The sequence below is a fragment of the Novosphingobium chloroacetimidivorans genome (assembly GCF_014204535.1).
GTDB classification, from domain to species: domain Bacteria; phylum Pseudomonadota; class Alphaproteobacteria; order Sphingomonadales; family Sphingomonadaceae; genus Novosphingobium; species Novosphingobium chloroacetimidivorans.
In genome coordinates this window covers 1-16,871 of record NZ_JACHLR010000002.1, presented here as the reverse complement: position 1 = coordinate 16,871, position 16,871 = coordinate 1, and the positions used below count along the sequence as shown (strand labels likewise).

General features: G+C 62.1%; 21 protein-coding genes. 4 read left to right on the top strand and 17 right to left on the bottom strand.

What is annotated here, in order from left to right; genetic code table 11:
* Positions 1–2: 2 nt before the first annotated feature.
* From HNO88_RS02425 to HNO88_RS02405, 5 genes are all read right to left on the bottom strand, one after another.
* Positions 3–1,367: a phage portal protein gene (locus HNO88_RS02425; protein WP_184242473.1), complete on the bottom strand. Its 1,365-nt coding sequence runs from the start codon at positions 1,365–1,367 to the stop codon at positions 3–5.
* Positions 1,367–3,184 (bottom strand): terminase large subunit, encoded by a 1,818-nt coding sequence (locus tag HNO88_RS02420; protein ID WP_184242470.1) that lies wholly within the window; start codon positions 3,182–3,184, stop codon positions 1,367–1,369. The genes HNO88_RS02425 and HNO88_RS02420 overlap by 1 nt, the downstream gene beginning before the upstream one ends.
* On the bottom strand, positions 3,132–3,551 hold the full coding sequence (locus tag HNO88_RS02415; protein ID WP_184242468.1) for a hypothetical protein: 420 nt from the start codon (positions 3,549–3,551) through the stop codon (positions 3,132–3,134). The genes HNO88_RS02420 and HNO88_RS02415 overlap by 53 nt, the downstream gene beginning before the upstream one ends.
* Positions 3,552–3,732: 181 nt before the next feature.
* Positions 3,733–3,939 (bottom strand): HNH endonuclease, encoded by a 207-nt coding sequence (locus tag HNO88_RS02410; RefSeq protein ID WP_246381128.1) that lies wholly within the window; start codon positions 3,937–3,939, stop codon positions 3,733–3,735.
* A 79-nt stretch (positions 3,940–4,018) separates the two neighbouring features.
* Positions 4,019–4,297 carry a hypothetical protein gene (locus tag HNO88_RS02405; protein WP_184242465.1) on the bottom strand — a complete coding sequence of 93 codons (279 nt, stop codon included), beginning with the start codon at positions 4,295–4,297 and terminating at the stop codon, positions 4,019–4,021.
* A 160-nt stretch (positions 4,298–4,457) separates the two neighbouring features.
* Here HNO88_RS02405 and HNO88_RS02400 point away from each other — a divergent pair, with 160 nt between their 5' ends.
* Positions 4,458–5,336 carry a hypothetical protein gene (locus tag HNO88_RS02400; protein WP_184242463.1) on the top strand — a complete coding sequence of 293 codons (879 nt, stop codon included), beginning with the start codon at positions 4,458–4,460 and terminating at the stop codon, positions 5,334–5,336.
* Between the two features lie 38 nt (positions 5,337–5,374).
* Here HNO88_RS02400 and HNO88_RS02395 read toward each other — a convergent pair whose 3' ends face one another.
* From HNO88_RS02395 to HNO88_RS02340, 12 genes are all read right to left on the bottom strand, one after another.
* Positions 5,375–6,256, bottom strand: coding sequence for a hypothetical protein (locus HNO88_RS02395; protein WP_184242461.1), 882 nt, complete (start codon positions 6,254–6,256; stop codon positions 5,375–5,377).
* 58 nt (positions 6,257–6,314) lie between these two features.
* On the bottom strand, positions 6,315–6,539 hold the full coding sequence (locus HNO88_RS02390) for a hypothetical protein (protein ID WP_184242459.1): 225 nt from the start codon (positions 6,537–6,539) through the stop codon (positions 6,315–6,317).
* Between the two features lie 3 nt (positions 6,540–6,542).
* Entirely contained in the window at positions 6,543–6,812 is a 270-nt protein-coding gene (locus tag HNO88_RS02385; protein ID WP_184242457.1) for a hypothetical protein, read from the bottom strand.
* Complete coding sequence (locus HNO88_RS02380; protein ID WP_246381173.1) at positions 6,809–7,006, bottom strand: hypothetical protein; 198 nt, start codon at positions 7,004–7,006, stop codon at positions 6,809–6,811. The genes HNO88_RS02385 and HNO88_RS02380 overlap by 4 nt, the downstream gene beginning before the upstream one ends.
* Before the next feature lie 343 nt (positions 7,007–7,349).
* Complete coding sequence (locus HNO88_RS02375) at positions 7,350–7,826, bottom strand: hypothetical protein (RefSeq protein ID WP_184242455.1); 477 nt, start codon at positions 7,824–7,826, stop codon at positions 7,350–7,352.
* Entirely contained in the window at positions 7,823–9,352 is a 1,530-nt protein-coding gene (locus tag HNO88_RS02370) for a YfjI family protein (RefSeq protein ID WP_184242453.1), read from the bottom strand. Before HNO88_RS02370 ends, HNO88_RS02375 begins: the two co-directional genes overlap by 4 nt.
* Complete coding sequence (locus HNO88_RS02365) at positions 9,349–10,341, bottom strand: CHC2 zinc finger domain-containing protein (RefSeq protein ID WP_184242451.1); 993 nt, start codon at positions 10,339–10,341, stop codon at positions 9,349–9,351. Before HNO88_RS02365 ends, HNO88_RS02370 begins: the two co-directional genes overlap by 4 nt.
* 3 nt (positions 10,342–10,344) lie before the next feature.
* Positions 10,345–10,626 carry a hypothetical protein gene (locus HNO88_RS02360; RefSeq protein WP_184242449.1) on the bottom strand — a complete coding sequence of 94 codons (282 nt, stop codon included), beginning with the start codon at positions 10,624–10,626 and terminating at the stop codon, positions 10,345–10,347.
* The gene (locus tag HNO88_RS02355; RefSeq protein ID WP_184242447.1) at positions 10,623–11,480 is read right to left on the bottom strand and encodes a DUF6551 family protein; all 858 of its coding nucleotides are present in this window, start codon (positions 11,478–11,480) and stop codon (positions 10,623–10,625) included. Before HNO88_RS02355 ends, HNO88_RS02360 begins: the two co-directional genes overlap by 4 nt.
* A 17-nt stretch (positions 11,481–11,497) precedes the next feature.
* The gene (locus HNO88_RS02350) at positions 11,498–11,965 is read right to left on the bottom strand and encodes a hypothetical protein (RefSeq protein ID WP_184242445.1); all 468 of its coding nucleotides are present in this window, start codon (positions 11,963–11,965) and stop codon (positions 11,498–11,500) included.
* Positions 11,955–13,007, bottom strand: a complete 1,053-nt coding sequence (locus HNO88_RS02345) for a ParB N-terminal domain-containing protein (RefSeq protein WP_184242443.1) — start codon at positions 13,005–13,007, stop codon at positions 11,955–11,957. The genes HNO88_RS02350 and HNO88_RS02345 overlap by 11 nt, the downstream gene beginning before the upstream one ends.
* Entirely contained in the window at positions 13,007–13,186 is a 180-nt protein-coding gene (locus HNO88_RS02340) for a helix-turn-helix domain-containing protein (RefSeq protein ID WP_184242440.1), read from the bottom strand. The genes HNO88_RS02345 and HNO88_RS02340 overlap by 1 nt, the downstream gene beginning before the upstream one ends.
* Before the next feature lie 144 nt (positions 13,187–13,330).
* Here HNO88_RS02340 and HNO88_RS02335 point away from each other — a divergent pair, with 144 nt between their 5' ends.
* The 3 genes from HNO88_RS02335 to HNO88_RS02325 are packed head-to-tail and all read left to right on the top strand — an operon-like array spanning position 13,331 to position 16,594.
* Complete coding sequence (locus HNO88_RS02335; protein ID WP_184242438.1) at positions 13,331–14,464, top strand: hypothetical protein; 1,134 nt, start codon at positions 13,331–13,333, stop codon at positions 14,462–14,464.
* Positions 14,445–15,638, top strand: a complete 1,194-nt coding sequence (locus tag HNO88_RS02330) for a tyrosine-type recombinase/integrase (RefSeq protein ID WP_184242436.1) — start codon at positions 14,445–14,447, stop codon at positions 15,636–15,638. The genes HNO88_RS02335 and HNO88_RS02330 overlap by 20 nt, the downstream gene beginning before the upstream one ends.
* A gap of 47 nt (positions 15,639–15,685) precedes the next feature.
* Positions 15,686–16,594 (top strand): hypothetical protein, encoded by a 909-nt coding sequence (locus HNO88_RS02325; RefSeq protein WP_221419799.1) that lies wholly within the window; start codon positions 15,686–15,688, stop codon positions 16,592–16,594.
* Positions 16,595–16,871: the final 277 nt, after the last annotated feature.

Here is a 16,871-nt window from a genome sequence, read left to right as displayed (position 1 = left end):
CGTCATTCCTCCAGACGAGGGCCGGCATCTTGGCCCATCAGTGCTTTCACGCGTGCGTCGATCATCGCCTCGGCATCGCCGCCGAACAGCAGGTTCATCAGCGCCGCGCGTGCGCCCTGCTCCGGCGCGTTGACAGCGCCGAGCTGGTCAAGCGCGACCAGGTTGGACTGAACGGTAAGGAAGCCGGCGGTCGGCTTCTCCGGCATGTTCTCCTTCGCGCGCATTTCCTCGCGCGACATGACCCCGTTCTGGCCAAATGCTGAGTAGAGCGCCGCGCGCGCCGCGCTGTCGGCTGCCATCAGGGCTTCGCGGTTGATCTCGGGATAGATTCTCTTGCGCTCGGCCATCGGCAGCAGCTGCTTTTTCACAGCCTGCTGGATGTTCGTCAGCAGCGGGTTCAGCTTAAGTGTCTGCCAGCCGAGGAGCAGCTGCTCGATGCCGCTACCCCACATGGTCTGACCCTTGGCCGCGTGCCCGATCAGCATGGGAAGCATGTCGAACCAGCGGCAAATCTCTTCAATGTCCCACGCGCGAGACTCCAGCAGCTGGACCTCTGCAGGATTCATTTTGAGCGGCGCGAACTTGAAGTCCTTCTCGAGCGGCACGATCCGGCCGCGCATGGCGTCGCCGGTAAAAGCATCGAAGATGGCGATCAGGTCGGCGCGCTGTTCAGGCGATAGTTTGGTGCCGGCGGTCTCCATGAAGCCGGCGAGCTGGAGCCCGCTGCGGAAGGTGTCTGCCGCCGTCTTGTTCGCCGCCATCGCACCGCCGAGCGTGCGCCGGCCGTACTCGATCGCAGAGAGGCCGACGTCGCCGCCTAGCGTGAGCCCGCGCAGATGGAAGATCTTCTCCGACGGCAGCGTCTCGGTCTTGCCACGGTCCGCATACAGATAGACGCGCTCGCCAGCCCGGTTCCGGGTGACCTGCACCAGGTGCGGAGGAAGCGGCGTTAACGCGGTGACACGCGAGCCCAGCGTCTCCTTCTCGGCGTAGGCATTGCCCCACAGATCCATCGCGGCAACCTGACCGGACCAGAATTCCGCGGCGGTCTGATCGCGGTTCGGCTCCTCGTGCACCAGATCATAAAGCCAATGGTCCGACCGCGCCTTCCGGCTACCATCGGCTGCCTTCTCGAACACGCCCATGCCCATCGAACCGACCACGCCGGACTTCAGACGGACGCATGCCCAAGCAGCAGGGAGCCCCAGCGTGGTCTTCTCGTTCACAGTCTGACCGGCGCTATCGATGCCGGCGCCGTACGCGAGCGCGCGGCGGGTCGGTTCGTCCTCAGGCGCGCCGCTCAGCTTGCCGCTCTCACCGGTGGCGATCCACCGGACGGTGGACCCCACCCAGGTTCCGATGCCCATCAGGCAGCAGCCTTCTTGTGCTGCGCGATGAAGTCGTCGAGCGCGCCGTCGTCATTGTCCGGCTGCATCATCGGGGCGGTCGCGTTGATCATGCCGTCTACCCCGTCGATCTTGTTCGGACTGTTCGCGGTTTCCTTCTTGGGAAGGATGCTGCCGTCCGTGCGCCGGTCGACCACCGCGTTGCCGATCATCCATTTCATGACGGGATTGCCGTCGTGGCGAAGCCGGGATGGCCCGGCCTTGACCCGGGCCTCGATGGCCTTTGCCGGGTCGGTGACGTTCTTGGCGTTCTTGGCCAGCTGCACTGCGAAGCCGGTACCGTCGTCCAGATCCTCGTTCAGCCGCGAGGCCATCGCGAGACCGCTGTTCCACTGGTCGAAGGTGGCGCGACGCACGGCCAGAGCGTCCTTCAGGTCCCGGATCTGCTGCTCGATGACGCGGTGGTCGATGAAGTCGCCGGGGGTCGCGATCAGCGCCCCCTCGGCAACCCACTGCTTGTAGAGCGCCGTCACCTGCTTAAGCGAGTTGTCGACGCTTCCGAGGCGCGCTTCCGGCACGTAGAACCACGTCTTCACCAGCAACTGTCCGCTCGGCGTCTCGGCCGCGAGCACAATTGCCGAGAGATCGTCCACGTTCGAAAGGTCGGCGCCGATGTAGCAGTCGAGCCCGGCGAAGTCGTCGAGCGTCAGCGTGTCATCGGAGCAGAGCAGCCACTGCGTGACGTTCAGCCAGGCCGATGCGGCGCCCAGCCAGATATTCAGGTGCTTCGTCTTGAATTCGCCCTCGGCAGCCGGGCTCGCCTTCGCCTCGATCGCGCGCTTGGCGACCTCGTCGCGCAGAGGCCGCGAGGCCTCCATCAGCGGGTTCGCCTTGATCCACTTGCTGGCGTCGTACGGGTCGTCGCCGACCTTGCGATCGTCGCCGTAGTCCTCGGCGCGATCCAGTGTGAAGATGATCGCGAAAATGTGCTCGGCGGTGACCGTGCGCTCCAGCACCTTGGTCGCCATCGTGCGCTGCTCGTAGCAAACGCCATGCAGATTGAAGCCGGCGGTCGTGATGATCCACATGAGCGGATTGCGCCGCGCACCGAATGCCGAGTTCATGACATCGAAAAGGCCTCGATCGGAGTGAGCGTGCAGCTCGTCCATCGTCACCAGATGCGGGTTGTGCCCGTCCTGGCTTTTCGCCTTCGCGTGCATCGGCTGCATGTAGCCGCCGTTGTCCGCGCAGGTGATCGACTTGGCCCAGGGAGTAAGCCCGAATGCCTCCTGTAGATCGGGCATCTTCTCGACCATGCGCTTGGCCGGATTGAACACCTTCCTGGCTTGGTCGAACGTGGTCGCCGCTGTCAGCACCTGCGGACCTGGCTCGTTCTCACAAGCGAGGCAGTAGAGCGACACCAGCGCCGTCTTTGTCGACTTCGCGTTCTTGCGTGCTACCTCTTCGTAGACCGAAGTGAACCGGCGTCCGCCCGTGTCGTGCCGGCGCCACCCGAACACCATCGCAAGCACGAATACCTGAAACGGCTCCAGCGTGATCGTCGGCGTGTCCCAAACGCCCTCTACGTGCGGCAGCTTCTCGGCGAAGTCGCAGACGTCATTTGCGTGCCACGGATCGAAGTAATAGCCCCAGGTCTTGTTCTTGGCGCGTTTCAGATCGTCGAGGTGCCGCTGCGCTGCCAGCCGGACCCACTTGCAATGGCGGTTCTGCTTCTTGTCGCCGGCTGCCGCTTTCGCGTACGCCAGCGCGATCGCAGCGTAATCCTTAGCGTGCCCCGTGTCCGTTGCGCTTAAACGGGTTGCCGGACTTCGCGGCATCAGCGCCACCTCCGCTTCCTACGCGGCTCTTTGGGCCGGCGATGCGCAGCAGTTCTTCGTACTGGCGCAAGACTGTCAGGTATGCCGCTGGAGGTGGCTCTTCGTCGGCCTTGAACGCCTTGCGCACCAGCGCTTCGAGCGAGCAATACCGGGCAAGCAGTGCACTATCGACTTCGGTCACCCCGGCGGCCATCACCCGCCCAAGAACCTCCTGCCAGACATCGATCGCGTCGGCCGTCAGGTAGTCCGGCCGCATCGGCGGATCACCAGGGACGATGATCTCGGTTTTGCCGCCATCGCGCACCGGCTGAAAGGTGCCGCGTGCCAGCTTGCTTGAAGGCGTTTCGGCTTTCCGGCCTCGTTGCATTGCGGGTCTCCGAATTCTTTAGCGACCCAGAAGTTCAAATCGCACGTGCAAAAAAAGACCTGACCCAACGGTCCTGAGGCGAATGCCCTGTGACTTTAGACCCACCCTACCCCTGGGGCGGCACTGGCAACCGTTTCCAGTGACAGCCGACGCGATGGAGCGGATGCTCCGCCCTCACTCATCACGCCTTCCTCGCCTTAGCCCGCTTCGCCTCAGCCGCCGTCTTCAAGACGTGGCAGAGATCGCAGATGGGCTGGTAGTTCTCGCGGTCGTCGGTGCCGCCTTCAGCCTTGGGCTTGATGTGGTCGGCTATGGTGGCCTGCGTCACTCGGCCCTGCTTGGCGCATGGCCTGCACAGTGGCTCATCAGCCAGCACCTGCTCCCTCATCAACTCATGCGCCCGCCCGTATCCGCGCTCTTGCCTGCTCTTGTGTGTGGTGGACCAGGCTTTCTGCCGGGGCCGCTGCTTAAGCGGTGGGGGACGGCTGGGCATTGGCCGTCTTCCGTATGTGCCGGTTAGCTATCTCCATTGCACGCCGCATAGCGGCCTTCGCCCCGATGGCTATGAACAGCAGCCAGATCGCTCGGCCGAGTGCGGCGTCGTGGATGACGGCCCAGTCCCATCTGATGAATGACTCCGCGGCCGATAGCAGCAGCCAATTCGTGACCGCTTCCATTGCGAGGAAGAACAGCGCGGCCAATGCCCGCGAGCAGAAGCGCTGCATGTCCGCCTCCGCGATAACCATGAAAAAACCCGCCGTGTTCGGGCGGGCTGCTACACGCGCTTGGGTGGGCGCAACTCAAGATGCTGGTGATATACACACATGCGCTGCCCCGGCGCAAGCCCTAGCCGCATGTTGGCCGGTAGACTCTTAGCACTGCTTCAGAGACAACCTTGCAGGGGGCTTGATTCGCATGGGCAGCGCGTACCGAATACTTGCGGTCACATTGGCGGCCGGCGCCCTATGTGCTGCTGCGCCACCAAAGAATGCCCGGCCCGATCAACAGCGGCAACGTCAGCAGCAGCTGAAGAGCACCTTGCCGCAGCGACCAACGTCCGTCCAAAACAAGGATGACAGCGCGCGCTTGGATAAGCCATGCAAGCAAGGAACAGACGACCGACACTCCGATCTTTGCGCCCAGTGGAAGGCGGCGGATGCCGCTCAGAGCAGTGCCGAAGCCTCTTGGCTTTTCGGCATCGTAGGAAGCATTATCGGGACCTTCACGCTCGCTGCGGCGAGCGCAGCAGCTGTCTACGCGAAGCGCGCTGCGGACGAGACCAAGCGGAGTGCTGACGAGGCAGCAGCTGGGTCGAAAGCCGCACAAGATACGCATCAAGCTTTCATCGCGACTGAGCGGGCGGTCATCAAGGTTCATGACGCCGATTTCCGCGCAAGATCCGACCCACATGCGGTCGATGACTTTGAGCTCGCGCTTACCCTTATCAATTATGGGCGAAGTCATGGCCGGATAACTGATGCACGTTGGACCGTCGGAACCGGCCCGATATACACGGAAGGGTGCCTCGATCGAGGGTATCACCAGCCGCCGCAGCTGATCCCCGTGGGTGAGCCGACTGAGATCAAGCCCCTCCCGATGTGGCGGCTGCCGGAGTACCCAGTCCATGTTTTTGGATACCTCGAGTATGAGACCTTGGGCACCATCTCGTTCAGAACGTATTTCTCTTTCGAAGTCGCGCCGGTTGAACGCAGTGGATACGTCATCACCCTGCGCTCGCATGACACCGTCCCTAAAGCGTGCAATTCTTTGCCCGTCGACACCTGAGCTGAGTAGCAACATTAGGGGCGTGATCGCCCTTTCGATCACCGCGACAGCTCCTGTTCGCTCAGCCGCAACAGCATCCCGCCGTCAGCCTCGTCCAATGCCGTCCGCGCGTCAGCCGGCGTCGCGAAGTCGAGGCCGTCGCCGTGCTTCGCCCGCAGGCGGCTCAGCACGTCGTCGATGCGATCCGAGTTCCCCCACAGCCGATAGAGACCATTGGGAGCAGCTACACCGCGGCGGATGCTAGCTGATCTCACGCCAGGCTCGACCCAGATCTCTTCGATACCCGGTGTCGATACGAGCGTCCGAACCTGCTTTGTCAGCAGCCGCAGCCCTGCGTAGAACTCTTGGCGGATTGTCTCACGATGGCGCCCGGAGCGGGGCACAATCTTCTCGCGGGTGACCGGTGCCGTCAGCACCTTGCCGCCGACCTTTACAGGTCTTCCGTCCTTCAGCACGGGCTCGTCGACGATGATCCAGTCCTGCTTCCGGCCGCCGAACCGCTCGATCGCGATGTCGCTAAACGAACGATCCTGAAGGGCAACCGCACGCACTGTGACCAGCCACGAGCCCAGCACAGACTCGCAAAGCCGCACCTTGCGCCTGGCCTCGACAATAGCGGGTGTTGAGCTGACGATCGAGCTACCCGGATCGCGAAGGCCGCCACCTACGCCAACGTTCAAGCAGCTCTTGGTCGGCGACCGTTCGCAACGATCGAAGGCAGCCCGGTAGAACCGTAGCGCCAGCAGCTCATCTCGGGTGATCGCGTTAGCGCTCGCCCGGTTGAGCGTCTCGAACCATGGCTCGCGCCTGTAGCCGAACCCCACCTTCGCGCCCATCTCATCTGTGTGAGTGGTTTTCTGGTAATTGACCCGATCGGACTGTTCGGGCGTCGGACCCTCTACCAATTCATCAATCGGCATCTGACCCGCGTTCGCAGCTACCTTCTTGGCGCCAGTCCGCTTCCTGTTGCCACCCATTTTACTGTGCCCCTTCGCTGATGAGATTGTTCCGGAGTTCCTTTGCCGCCTTCGCGCGAGCCGGCGCCGTCAGTTCCCCGATGATGTCGTCGAGCGTCTCACAGGCGTTGCGCCGCAAGTCTCTGGCCATGGTCGGCATGGCACCAGCCATGTCTCGGACCATGATCTTGACTGCCGCCAGGCGCTGCGCCTGCTCGAGCGGATCGGGCTTCTTCGGACGTCCCATTGTTCAGCTCCCACTCTTGGTTGCGGCCCAGCCAGTCGGCCCAGGGATGATGCGGCTATTCGGATGACGGTGGATGGCGAGGACGCGCTCGGCGCCGTGACCCTTGCAGCGCTGGCATGTGAGCTTGCGGGCGTCGCGGGGCTGGTAGAACCGTCCGTTGAGCGTCCAGCCATCTCCGAGGCACGCGGTGCATTCGATCCATACCTCGGCGTCGAGCGACACGTTGACGCGCACCCGCTCGTTCGAAGGGCGGCGCGATGGGTCGCCGCTCACGATTGTACCTTCCGCTTGCCATGACACTTCTCGGCCAGGAGTTCGGCCTGGCACCGATCAGCCCAGCCATTCAGCCATTCGGGATTGATCAGGATCAGCCCGTGCGAGTGCCACGCCTCTCGAGCCGCCCGGCGGGCGTTAGCCGGGTCGGGCTCCTGCATCAGCGCCGAGAAGCGGGTGAGAGACCCCCTCACAGCTTCAACTCGCCCCAGGATATTCCCACTTCATCGCAACTACCTTGCTCTGCACCCCCAAGGCGGTCTTGACGGGTTGGGCACCCTCTCGACGGCGAAGCCGGAGAGGGTGACCCCCCACCGCCACCCCGATTTACACGCACAAGGCGTTCAGGCGCCCCTGCTGCTGAATGGCAGAACTCTGCCGTTCTTAGACTACGTGGGAATGGGTCACTGACAGTCGCTGACGACAAACACGGAAGTGTAGCAGCTACTGTTGCACCACTGTAGCTACAGCAGGGCTGGACCCGCAGAAAACCGCCCTTTTCGGGGGATACTGCTACACTTGCTACAGCTGCTACAATCATTCCTTCTCACCTTGATTAAGAATGTCCCAGACCAGGCGCGCGCCCGATCGATCGAAGGGGACGGACACGCCCGGCGATTGGCGGTAGAATACATTCGGGGGGCCGAGCCGGTTGGCGATCACGATGCGATCTTGATCTATGCTTTCGATCGAGCGGCCTCGCAGGAGCACAACGACCCCCATCAGCCCGACACGGCCCGACAGTGTCGGAGGGCAGCCGAAAAGATCCAGCAGCGACCAACCGCAGCCGAGTCCGAGATCGAGCCACTGATCGCTGACATGGCGCAAATCCTTCAGCAGCTCATACCAACGAGCTTCAGAAAGGCCGTGTGGCTGCGCCTGGCATTCCAATGCGTCTATTGCCGATTGAGCGTCGGCGAGGCGCTGATCGAGGGCTCGCGGAAGCGAAGGTGGCGGTTCCTGTGGCTGCTCGGTCCGATCAGCTGCGGAGGCGTTGAAGCGCTGAAAGGTCATCGACCGTCATCCGGATAGACCACGGTGTAGGCGTTCCGTTCGAACTTCTGTTTTTTCCCCCGCGCCATGAAGTCGGCGCCGCCTGCAATCAGGACGAGGTGGCCCGCATCAACAGCCAACTCCAGCGCCTGCTTGAGCACGGTGTGCGGGCGAACATTCTTGGGTGCATTCTGGCTAAGCCAGCGCTTACCCACCTTCTCCAGACGCTCCTTGCGGATGAACTCGATAAGTACCTGAGCGTTGTCCGAGGCGGCGTCGACTGCGCCCGCATTGAAGAGACGTAGAGCCTCGGAGAGGTAGAACTCACCCAAGGCGATCCCGGCGGTCATAGCATCGGCAGATATGCCCTCCCTCGCCGTGTTTTCCCCTGATTGGTAATACGAGATCACAGCGGCGAGCCGCAGCGCGTGTTGGGCCATCTTCGACGCCAAGTCGCTAACCTCGGCGAGATCCCCATCTGGCCCCTGCTGTCGCTCCAAGTGATCGCTGAACTGGATCCACATGGAGCGCGCCTCGGGTTGAAGCCGCACCGTCGAAAACTCCAACGTGCGTGTCTCCGGATCCATTCGTGAGAACAGGCCTTGCAACAGGTTGGTAAGTCGGGACTGGTAGGCTGAGATCGCGTCCAGCGCCTCTTGCGTCGGCTCGCGCCATAGGCGCTGGCCCTTCATGCTCTTGGGGAAGGTGATGAGCATGCGGCTCATCATGCCCTGGTCGCGCAGTGCCTTATTGCCGAACAGCTTCATCGCCACGCCGGGCTGCACCATCAGGTGCAGCGACATGCGGCGCCCGTCGAGGATCTTGGTGACATCGGTGCCGCGCACCCGCTTGATCGGCTTGCCATCCCACAGCTGCGACAGCACCGCTCCGGTCTTCGCCTGTTGCTCGTCCTGCATGGAATAGCCGCCGAGGAACGCTGCGCCCTCGTCCGAGAACAACCCGATCGACGGGTACGCTTCGTCAAGGAGCTTCACGATCCCCTCGGTTGTCGGCTCTTCCACCAGAAGCATGGGTAGTGCCGGTGGAGTTGGCGGCTTTCCGCATGCCTGCAAAGCCGACTGGATCTCTGCCCTGTTCTTCTTTCCCGCCTTGGCCGTCTTAGCCGCCTGTTCGTAAGCGGCCTTCGCGATCGTGAAACTTTGCTGCTTCTCCTCGAATCCCTCCCGCAGTTCCTTTTCGCGCCGGTACACAGGCCCGAGCGCTTTCTTGTCGCAACTCGACTTGCGATCACCGCTCGCAGCCACCGTGAAGAGGAACAGGGACGTCGGAATGATCTCGCCGGTGGGCATCTCAACATCGATACGAGTTTGCGTCACCAGCGCGCAGGCGCCGAGGATCGCTTGGGCTGCAATCGAGACGGGAAGCTGCACCGTGTCGGCGAGGCCCCGAATGCAGTCCGCGAGGCGCGCCGGGAGCACTTGAAGCGGATAATCCTCCGGATCGCCGACCGATGGTCGGAACTCGATCGGTTGGCCCACGATTTCGCCAACCGGGTCGAAATCTCGCGAGTCGGCTTGAAACGTCATGCGGCGACACCCCGCAGCTCATCGTTCCAGTCCTTGTAGGCTTCCGGCGGGAAAGCTGAGCCCGGCCGCAGGCCACGGGCTAGTGCGGCGTCGCGCGCCTCTTCCACCGCCTTTCTACCAGCAGCATTGTTGTCGCCAGCGAAGCAGACCGATTGCACTTCTGCCGGCCAATCGATGCGGGACAGCAGCGCTGTGCCGCAAGCTGCCCAGACCGACTTGTCGGGAAGGCGCTGCATAAGCGTCCACCCGTCTTCCGGCCCCTCGACAGCGACGATGTGCGAAGCGACCGGCCCGAGGCGCATGGCGGATCCCACAATAGAGCCGAAGGTCAATTTGGCCTTACCTCCGCGCGGGCTCTCGTATTTCCCCGCGCCGTCCGCTCGCAGGTAGATGTTCTGCACCCCGGTGACGGCGCCGGCGGCATCCTGCAGGGCGCACACCACCGCCGGATACTCCCGCCCGACCTCGCCAGTTTGCAGATTGATGTATCGGGGAATGCCGCCGAACCGGATGGTGGCTGGCAGTGGGGCCGTAATGCCACGCGAGCGCGCATAGACCTCGGCGAGGGTGCCGGGTGCCGGAACAGATCGGCTCCACATCTCTCTCGCGAGATCCACCCGCGCTCGCAGCATGGCTTCATCTTCGGCCTTGCGCTGCGCACGCTCCTCTTCGGAGATGACCGGGAACTCCTCGCCAAGCAGCACCTCGACCGCTTCGCGAAAGCGCATACCTTCTTGCTCGACGAGGAACGTGATGGCGTCGCCGCCCTTACCGCAGCCGTGACAATGATAGGTGCCCTTGCCGTCATTCACTTCAAAGCTGGGTGTGCGCTCGCTGTGGAATGGGCAGAGGCCGACCAACTCGCGCGCGCCGCGTTTCTTCAGTTCGGTATGACGGCCCACGATGTGGGAGAGCAGATGCCTATCACGTGCCCGCTCTACGAAATCGCGGAACTCGCTTTCAGGAAGCAGCTTGGCGGGAGACCCCATGCGTCAATTCGCCTCCCGCTCTACCTCGGCAACCCGATCGTCTGTCGGTTGGAGCTTGGTCCGGGGCATGTTGCGAACATGCTCAGCAGCACGCTTCAGCATGCGAACGACCCTGCCCGCCTTGAGGCCCGCAATCCGCGCATCCTCCGGTCGCCAGTCCTCGTTTTCAGCGATGACAAGGATCACCTTGGCGGCCTGCTCTCGAGCGGCTTTGAAACCTTCGGAGAACCAACGTTCACGCTGACACTGCTTCCAGTGTTCTAGGCTCTCACCGCGCTTGCTCACGCCTGAGCGGCCTCGGTGTCGTCATAGGCAAGCAGAAGCACTTCGCGCAGGCGCTGCGCGCGGGTGTCGCCGCCCTTGATCGCAGAAAGAAAGCTCGACCACCCTGCCATGTCGAACGCTTGGACCGCCTTCGCCAAGCGAGCCTGATCCAGCGGCTTGGCTGGATTCACCATCATCCGGCAGAGGGCGGTGAAGATCGATGAACCGGCAGACAATCGTTGGCCAGGGAAGGCTTGGGCCATCATCTCAAGGGCAACTCGGCAAATCCGCTCGCCATGCTTCCGTCGGGTTGAGTTGATCGCCGACGTGAATGCGACCTCGCCCGGTGCCCATGCAGCGGAGCCAGTCTTGCGCGAGACCGTGAAGCCGACTGACTCGATCATCTGCGCGACGATGAGCGCGTCATTATCCCCGCCAGCGATTGCAGCGTGGAAGTCGTCGAGGCGATTGATGGCGCGCCGCGCGCGGTTCATGGCAACGAACATCGCCGCCTCGGCCTGGATTCCGCCGTACACACTCACACAGCAGGGAAGGTATGGGATGTCGCCGCGTACCTTGGCTGCCGCAAGGCGGTGCTGCCCGTCCAACACCCAAAGCGATCCATCTTCGCGCTTCGAGACGACCAGCGGCAAGCACATGCGCCAGTCCCATCCCTTCGCGATCTTCTGGATCAGTGCACGGCTCGGCCCGGTGTCGATGCTGCGCTGGTAGGCGTCGTCGATATTCAGCTCATCAGGACTGCGGTTCTCGATCGAGGGGGGCATGCCGAGCGGCTTGTCCCAGTGCTTGCGCGGTGCGATGGGCGCGCCCGAGAGTGCGGCCTCGATCACGTCGGCCATGTCTTTGTGAAGCATGTGAACCTCCCCCATGATCAGGCCGCCTTCGCGTCTTTGCGCGCGTACGCGGCCTCGACCTGACCCCATGTCCAGTTTGGATTGCGATCCCAGATCGCGCGCGTCTCAAGCTCGGCATCACGGAGCCGCTTCAGGTAGGCCATATCGGCAGTCACCTGCTCCTGGCGGACGCGGATGATCCCGCGAAACTCGTCGCGCGTCAGTGCTTCCGTGCGCTTGATGATGCCCTCACCATGGTCGAGCACATGCGCGTCATGCAGGCCGAACAGGCTCGACTGGGCTGCGCTTGTTGCAGCCAGTTCGCGAGCGCGCTTCTTACAGGTGCTCGCCATCACCTTCGAAAGATGGCTGCGGACGCACATTTCCGTCATTTCCTCGTCAGCGAGGACTTTCGGGACGGCAAGGTTGATGGCGTTGTGCCGGTTAATGACCCCGGCGCTTTCATTCGCGTCGATGGCCTCGGCTACGATCTTGTTAAGCGACATGGCGTTCGGTCTCCTGAAGAGCTTGTTCAATCCGATGGGCGCGCTGTGCGGAAACTGCGGGCCAGTGGGCTGCGAACCCGCCGACCCACTCGGCTGCTTTGATGATCACTGCGTCGTCCGGCGCTGCGCCGATGCTTGCGTCCCAGGCAGCAAGCGCCACCTCGACCGATGGCCAGCGCGCAATGGCATCCAGGGTGTCGACGATTGCCAAGCGCAGCTCGCCGGCCTCGTGGTCGTAGGCCGGCTCGGGCTCGTCCGCCGGTACCTGCTCACTGGTGGCGGCGCCCTCCTGCACCAGCGCCACGAGTGTGGCGGCGGGGAAGTACCAAGAGCCGCCGTCCTTCTCGGCGCCGTTGATCTTCCCATCCCGTGCCAGGCTCTTGACGTTCCGATCGCTTAGGCCGGTGATCATCGCAGCCTGTGCGACGCCGACGGTGCTTTGCAGTCCCGCTTCGTCCGGGCGCGGGCGGCGCTCGGCACGCTTGCCCGCAATCAGCGGCAGATCCTTCTTGGTCTTGCCGATGGCGCCGACGCGCATGTGCGAAGCGTTGCCATGCTTGTCGATGAAGGTCCGCACCTCACTGGCATCGCCACCAGTGACGCCAGTCGGCCGCCACTTGGCGACGAAAGTGTGAGACACCCGGCACTGCCGCGCGATCTGCCGATCACTCCATTCCCGCCACTCAGGGTCATTGAGGAGCGTCACGATAGCGCGGCGCTTGTCGTCGTCCGTGCGCTGGTAGCCGTGGCTGGCATTGGCGCCCACCGAGTGCAGGATCGCCGCACGACGATCGCCTTGGTGAACCTCGGCAAGAATTTCTTCGCGGCCTAGGACATGGTGCGCTTGCAGCCGATGAAAGCCATCCGCGAGCCAGTTGGTCGTGCCGTCGAAGAACACGGTGACCGGAGGCATCTCGGCCCCTTCAATCATGGCCTCGGCGTAGCCGCGATAGACATCCCGGTTGATGTGATCGCGAGGCTGCATCTCGCCATCCTGCCGAATAAGCGAGATCGGCAGCGACGTGATGGTGGGCGCATCCATCAGCCAGCGACCTGAAACGCGCGCTCAAGCTCGCTCTTCCGGTAGAAGAGCTTTCGGCCTTTGCGAATGACGGGAAGCTCGCCTGCCTCGGTGAGGCGGTAAACCGCCCGAGGCTTCAATCCGAGATAAGCCGCTGCAGCTGACGCACCTTCAAGCAGGTCGTCGGAAAGTGCTTGCATGTTGCATCCTTTTCCGTTTACTCCCGTTCAATGCCGTCGGTTACCGATGTGGTTGAACGATGTTGTTCTAGTCGCACGAAGTGACGCGGGGCGTCAAGCCCTAGCGGGCACAAAACTGGAACAAACAGAAAGAGGCGTGATTAGATGGGTGAGTTTACGTTTGGGCAGGTTGAAGCCGTTCTGGCCCGCCAGAACAGGATCGCTGATCACAAGCGGGTCGCGTTTGGCGGTAGATTGAAGTTCCTGCAGAAGAACGGGGTCCCACACCGCCGCTTGAAGCCAGGGCGTGGAAAGGCTGGCGCATTCTCTTTCAGCGAACTTATCCAGCTCGCGGCTGCAGTCGAGCTACTTCAAGTAGGAATTTCGCCGCAGAAAGCGGCACGAATCATTTCGACCAACTTGCTTGGCCTTGAGTTCACCATCACTCAGGCCATGCAGTTCGGTCCGTTGAAGAAAGGAGATAAGTATAAGCCTTACTGGCTTCTCATGTTATCAGAGCTTGGCGAAATGATGGAAGGCGATGTGCCTGAGTACGACCAAACTCGCGTCCTCCGCATCGACACGCAGCGACTCACTAAGTTCATAGCTGATAATGACCACTGGGTTAGGGGCCAACGGCTCCGGATGATCGTGATCAACGGCATCAACTTGGTCGGCAATATTGTTGCGCTCTTATGTGACGATCTCAAGTTCTCCACCCGGCACCTTCTGTGGCTTAGCCTCCAAGAAGAGATCGATAAGGAGAGCGATCGGGCGCGCGGCCTCACTCAGTTGTTCGACGCAGAACCTCCTAAGTGGACGATACCCGCACATCTAATGACTCAAGAGCCGCTGCAGAAAGATCATTTTCTGCGCGCAAACATACATAGATTTAGAACGACTGATCCGAGATTTGGCCGTCCCATTCCGACCCGTGAGGCAGTCGGAACTTTTGCTCAGCTCTCGATACCAGCCAAACAGTTCATGCGGTATATTGCCGTGTCAATTTGGACGAAGCCGGACCTTACGCCGGAGGACCTGAACGATAAGAGCGGCCTACTGACGGCAAGTAAAGCGCTGCGCTGGGGTGGCGAAATCGACGACTTGTATCATGAACTGATCAAGCACGAACTCCTATCAGCACCGTCCGGAGACACGCCGCCACGACTCACGATACTCGGAGCGATAGCTACGTCGGAGATCGCCGAAGACGTCGCCGATCGCCAGCTATTAACAGACGAGAAGGCAGCCAGCAGCGAACCCAAGGGAGGCTCTACCGATGTCAGTTCGGAAGCGTGAATGGGCGACGCCCAAGGGCGAGGTAAAAACCGCCTGGCTGGTCGATTACAAAGACGCCCAAGGGAAGCGTCGAGCAAAGCAGTTCGTCCGCAAGAAGGACGCTGACGCCTTCGTGACCAAGGCGAGCTGGGAAGTTAGCCAAGGCACCCACACCGCCGACTCGCAGAGTATCACGGTGGAGAAGGCGGGCGCGAACTGGATCGCCCGCGCCGAGCGCGAGGACTTGGAGCCTTCTACGATCAAGTCATACCGCGAGCACCTGCGGCTCCACATCAATCCGCTTCTCGGCGCTCGCCGGCTCAGCCAGATCACGAAGCCGATGGTGGAGGAATACCGGGACCAGCTGCTCGACACCGGCCGCTCGCGCGCCATGGCGGCGAAGATTCTCCGTTCGCTATCCTCCCTCCTGAAGGAGGCGCACCGCGTCGGATATGTCGGCCAGAACGTAGCCCAAGGCATCACCGTAAAGCGCTCGGGGCGCGACAAGGCCAAGGTCGTGCCGCCGACGAAGCAGCACATGCGTCAGCTGATCGACGCGGCCGGCACGAGCGCCGCTCGACCGATCGACAAGCCACTGGTGCTGGTGCTGCTGTTTGCCGGACTGCGCGCGTCGGAAGTGCGTGCCCTGCCCTGGTCGAATGTAGACCTGAAGCGCGGCACGATCACCATCAACAGGCGCGCAGATCCGTCGAACACTATCGGCCCGCCCAAGTCCGCCTCTGGCTTCCGGACCATTCCAATCCCATCGACGGTTGTGACCGAGCTGAAGCGCTGGAAGCTACGCTGTCCTCCCTCGGATCTGGACCTCGTGTTCCCCAGCGCGGCGGGCACTCCGATCTTCCACAACAATCTCGTGCTGAGCTTCCAAGAGCCGCTGCAGATCGCTGCCGGCATCACGAGGCCGAAGATGGTGGACGGCAAGCTTCTAAAGGATCCGGAGGGCCAGCCAGTTCTCGAGGGGCTCTACAGCCTGCACGACTTCCGCCACGCTGCCGCTTCGCTCTGGATCGAGCAAAAGGTTGCACCAAAGCGGGTGCAGACGTGGATGGGGCACGCCTCGATTGCGCTAACCTTCGACGTGTACGGCCACCTGTTCGCGGCTCATGAGGAAGATGCCGCGGTGATGGCGGCGCTGGAAGCCGGCGTGCTTGGTGCTGGTGGCTCTGTCGCCTAACGGATGCAAGTCAATCCGTTCGGACCAATAAGCCCTGAGGAAAACGCGTGCCCTCCAAATGCCAATTCGAGGAAGATGCCTTCCAACAGCTTGTAGACGGGGCGATCGGGCGATTGACTAACATCGTCACCACCCCGGGGCGGGTGGCCGAAAACGCTCTCGGCTATGATGCCGCTTGCCTCCTTACTGCCGATGATCTTGTCGCGGTTGTCGGCCCGCACGTTGCACCTCATGCGGTTGGCGCAGCGCCAACACATCCGTTGCATCTGGGCATCACTGTAAATGCCACTGTTTGGACAAACTTAGCGGCCTTGCCGGCTGCAAAGATTCCACCTTTCAGGCTCAACCTGTTCGTACAGTACAAATCTCCCGTGGGGCTTTCGGGGGGCAAGGCCGCGCAGTGGCCGCACTGGCAAGCACCATACTTCCGTTACGAGATGGAGCCAAAGCAACTTGCGGTGATGGCAGCTATCGATGGATCAGGGTCGGGCGCCTTAGGCTGCTATTGCAGCCCTGACTTCCTTGATGCCGCGACGTTATGGAGTTGTACGACAAAGGCCACCATTCTGGATCACGCTCACTTCGTTCGTGCTCAACAACTAGCTAGCCACGGCTGCTACACCTACCAAAGTGCCAACGGACCAGGGAAAGCCTTTTCTGAACCTGAGATCATACCGCGGGAAGATTTCCCCGCGATGCTCGAGCAAGCAATCGCTGCCGGACCCAAGCTTACCTTCGAAGAAGCAGCGCTTAGAGCTACCAAAACTATCCGAAACGCGATCGAAGATGTGCTCCCGAGGCGCAGTGCGTTGGCATCACTGCTGCGCCAGTTGGATGCAGCGCGGCCGGCGGACGAAACGGATGCAAACGGAAGGCGTGCCCGGCTGCTTGCAGCATTAGAGGTGATACAAGCCTTTGAAGTCTTCTATCGGACACGGGTCATAACTGTGGGCTAGCAATATACAACAGCTCGCAACTTCGCGCCCGAGGAACCCGGCGCAACACGGATGCAACATGAGCCGTAGGAACGGCGGTTTTCTGCGGCCTACGCCTAAGACTGCAAATCCTTGCACGCCGGTTCGATTCCGGCTCGGGCCTCCAACTTTGCCTTTCAGGGGGCTGAGGGCGTCGCGTTAGCGTAAGCGTCCGGTCTGGGGCGCCTTGCGCGACGGGTAATCGGCAAGCCACAGGTGCGGCACTGTGGACAGCACCGGTGCGGCACTTATGGCTACG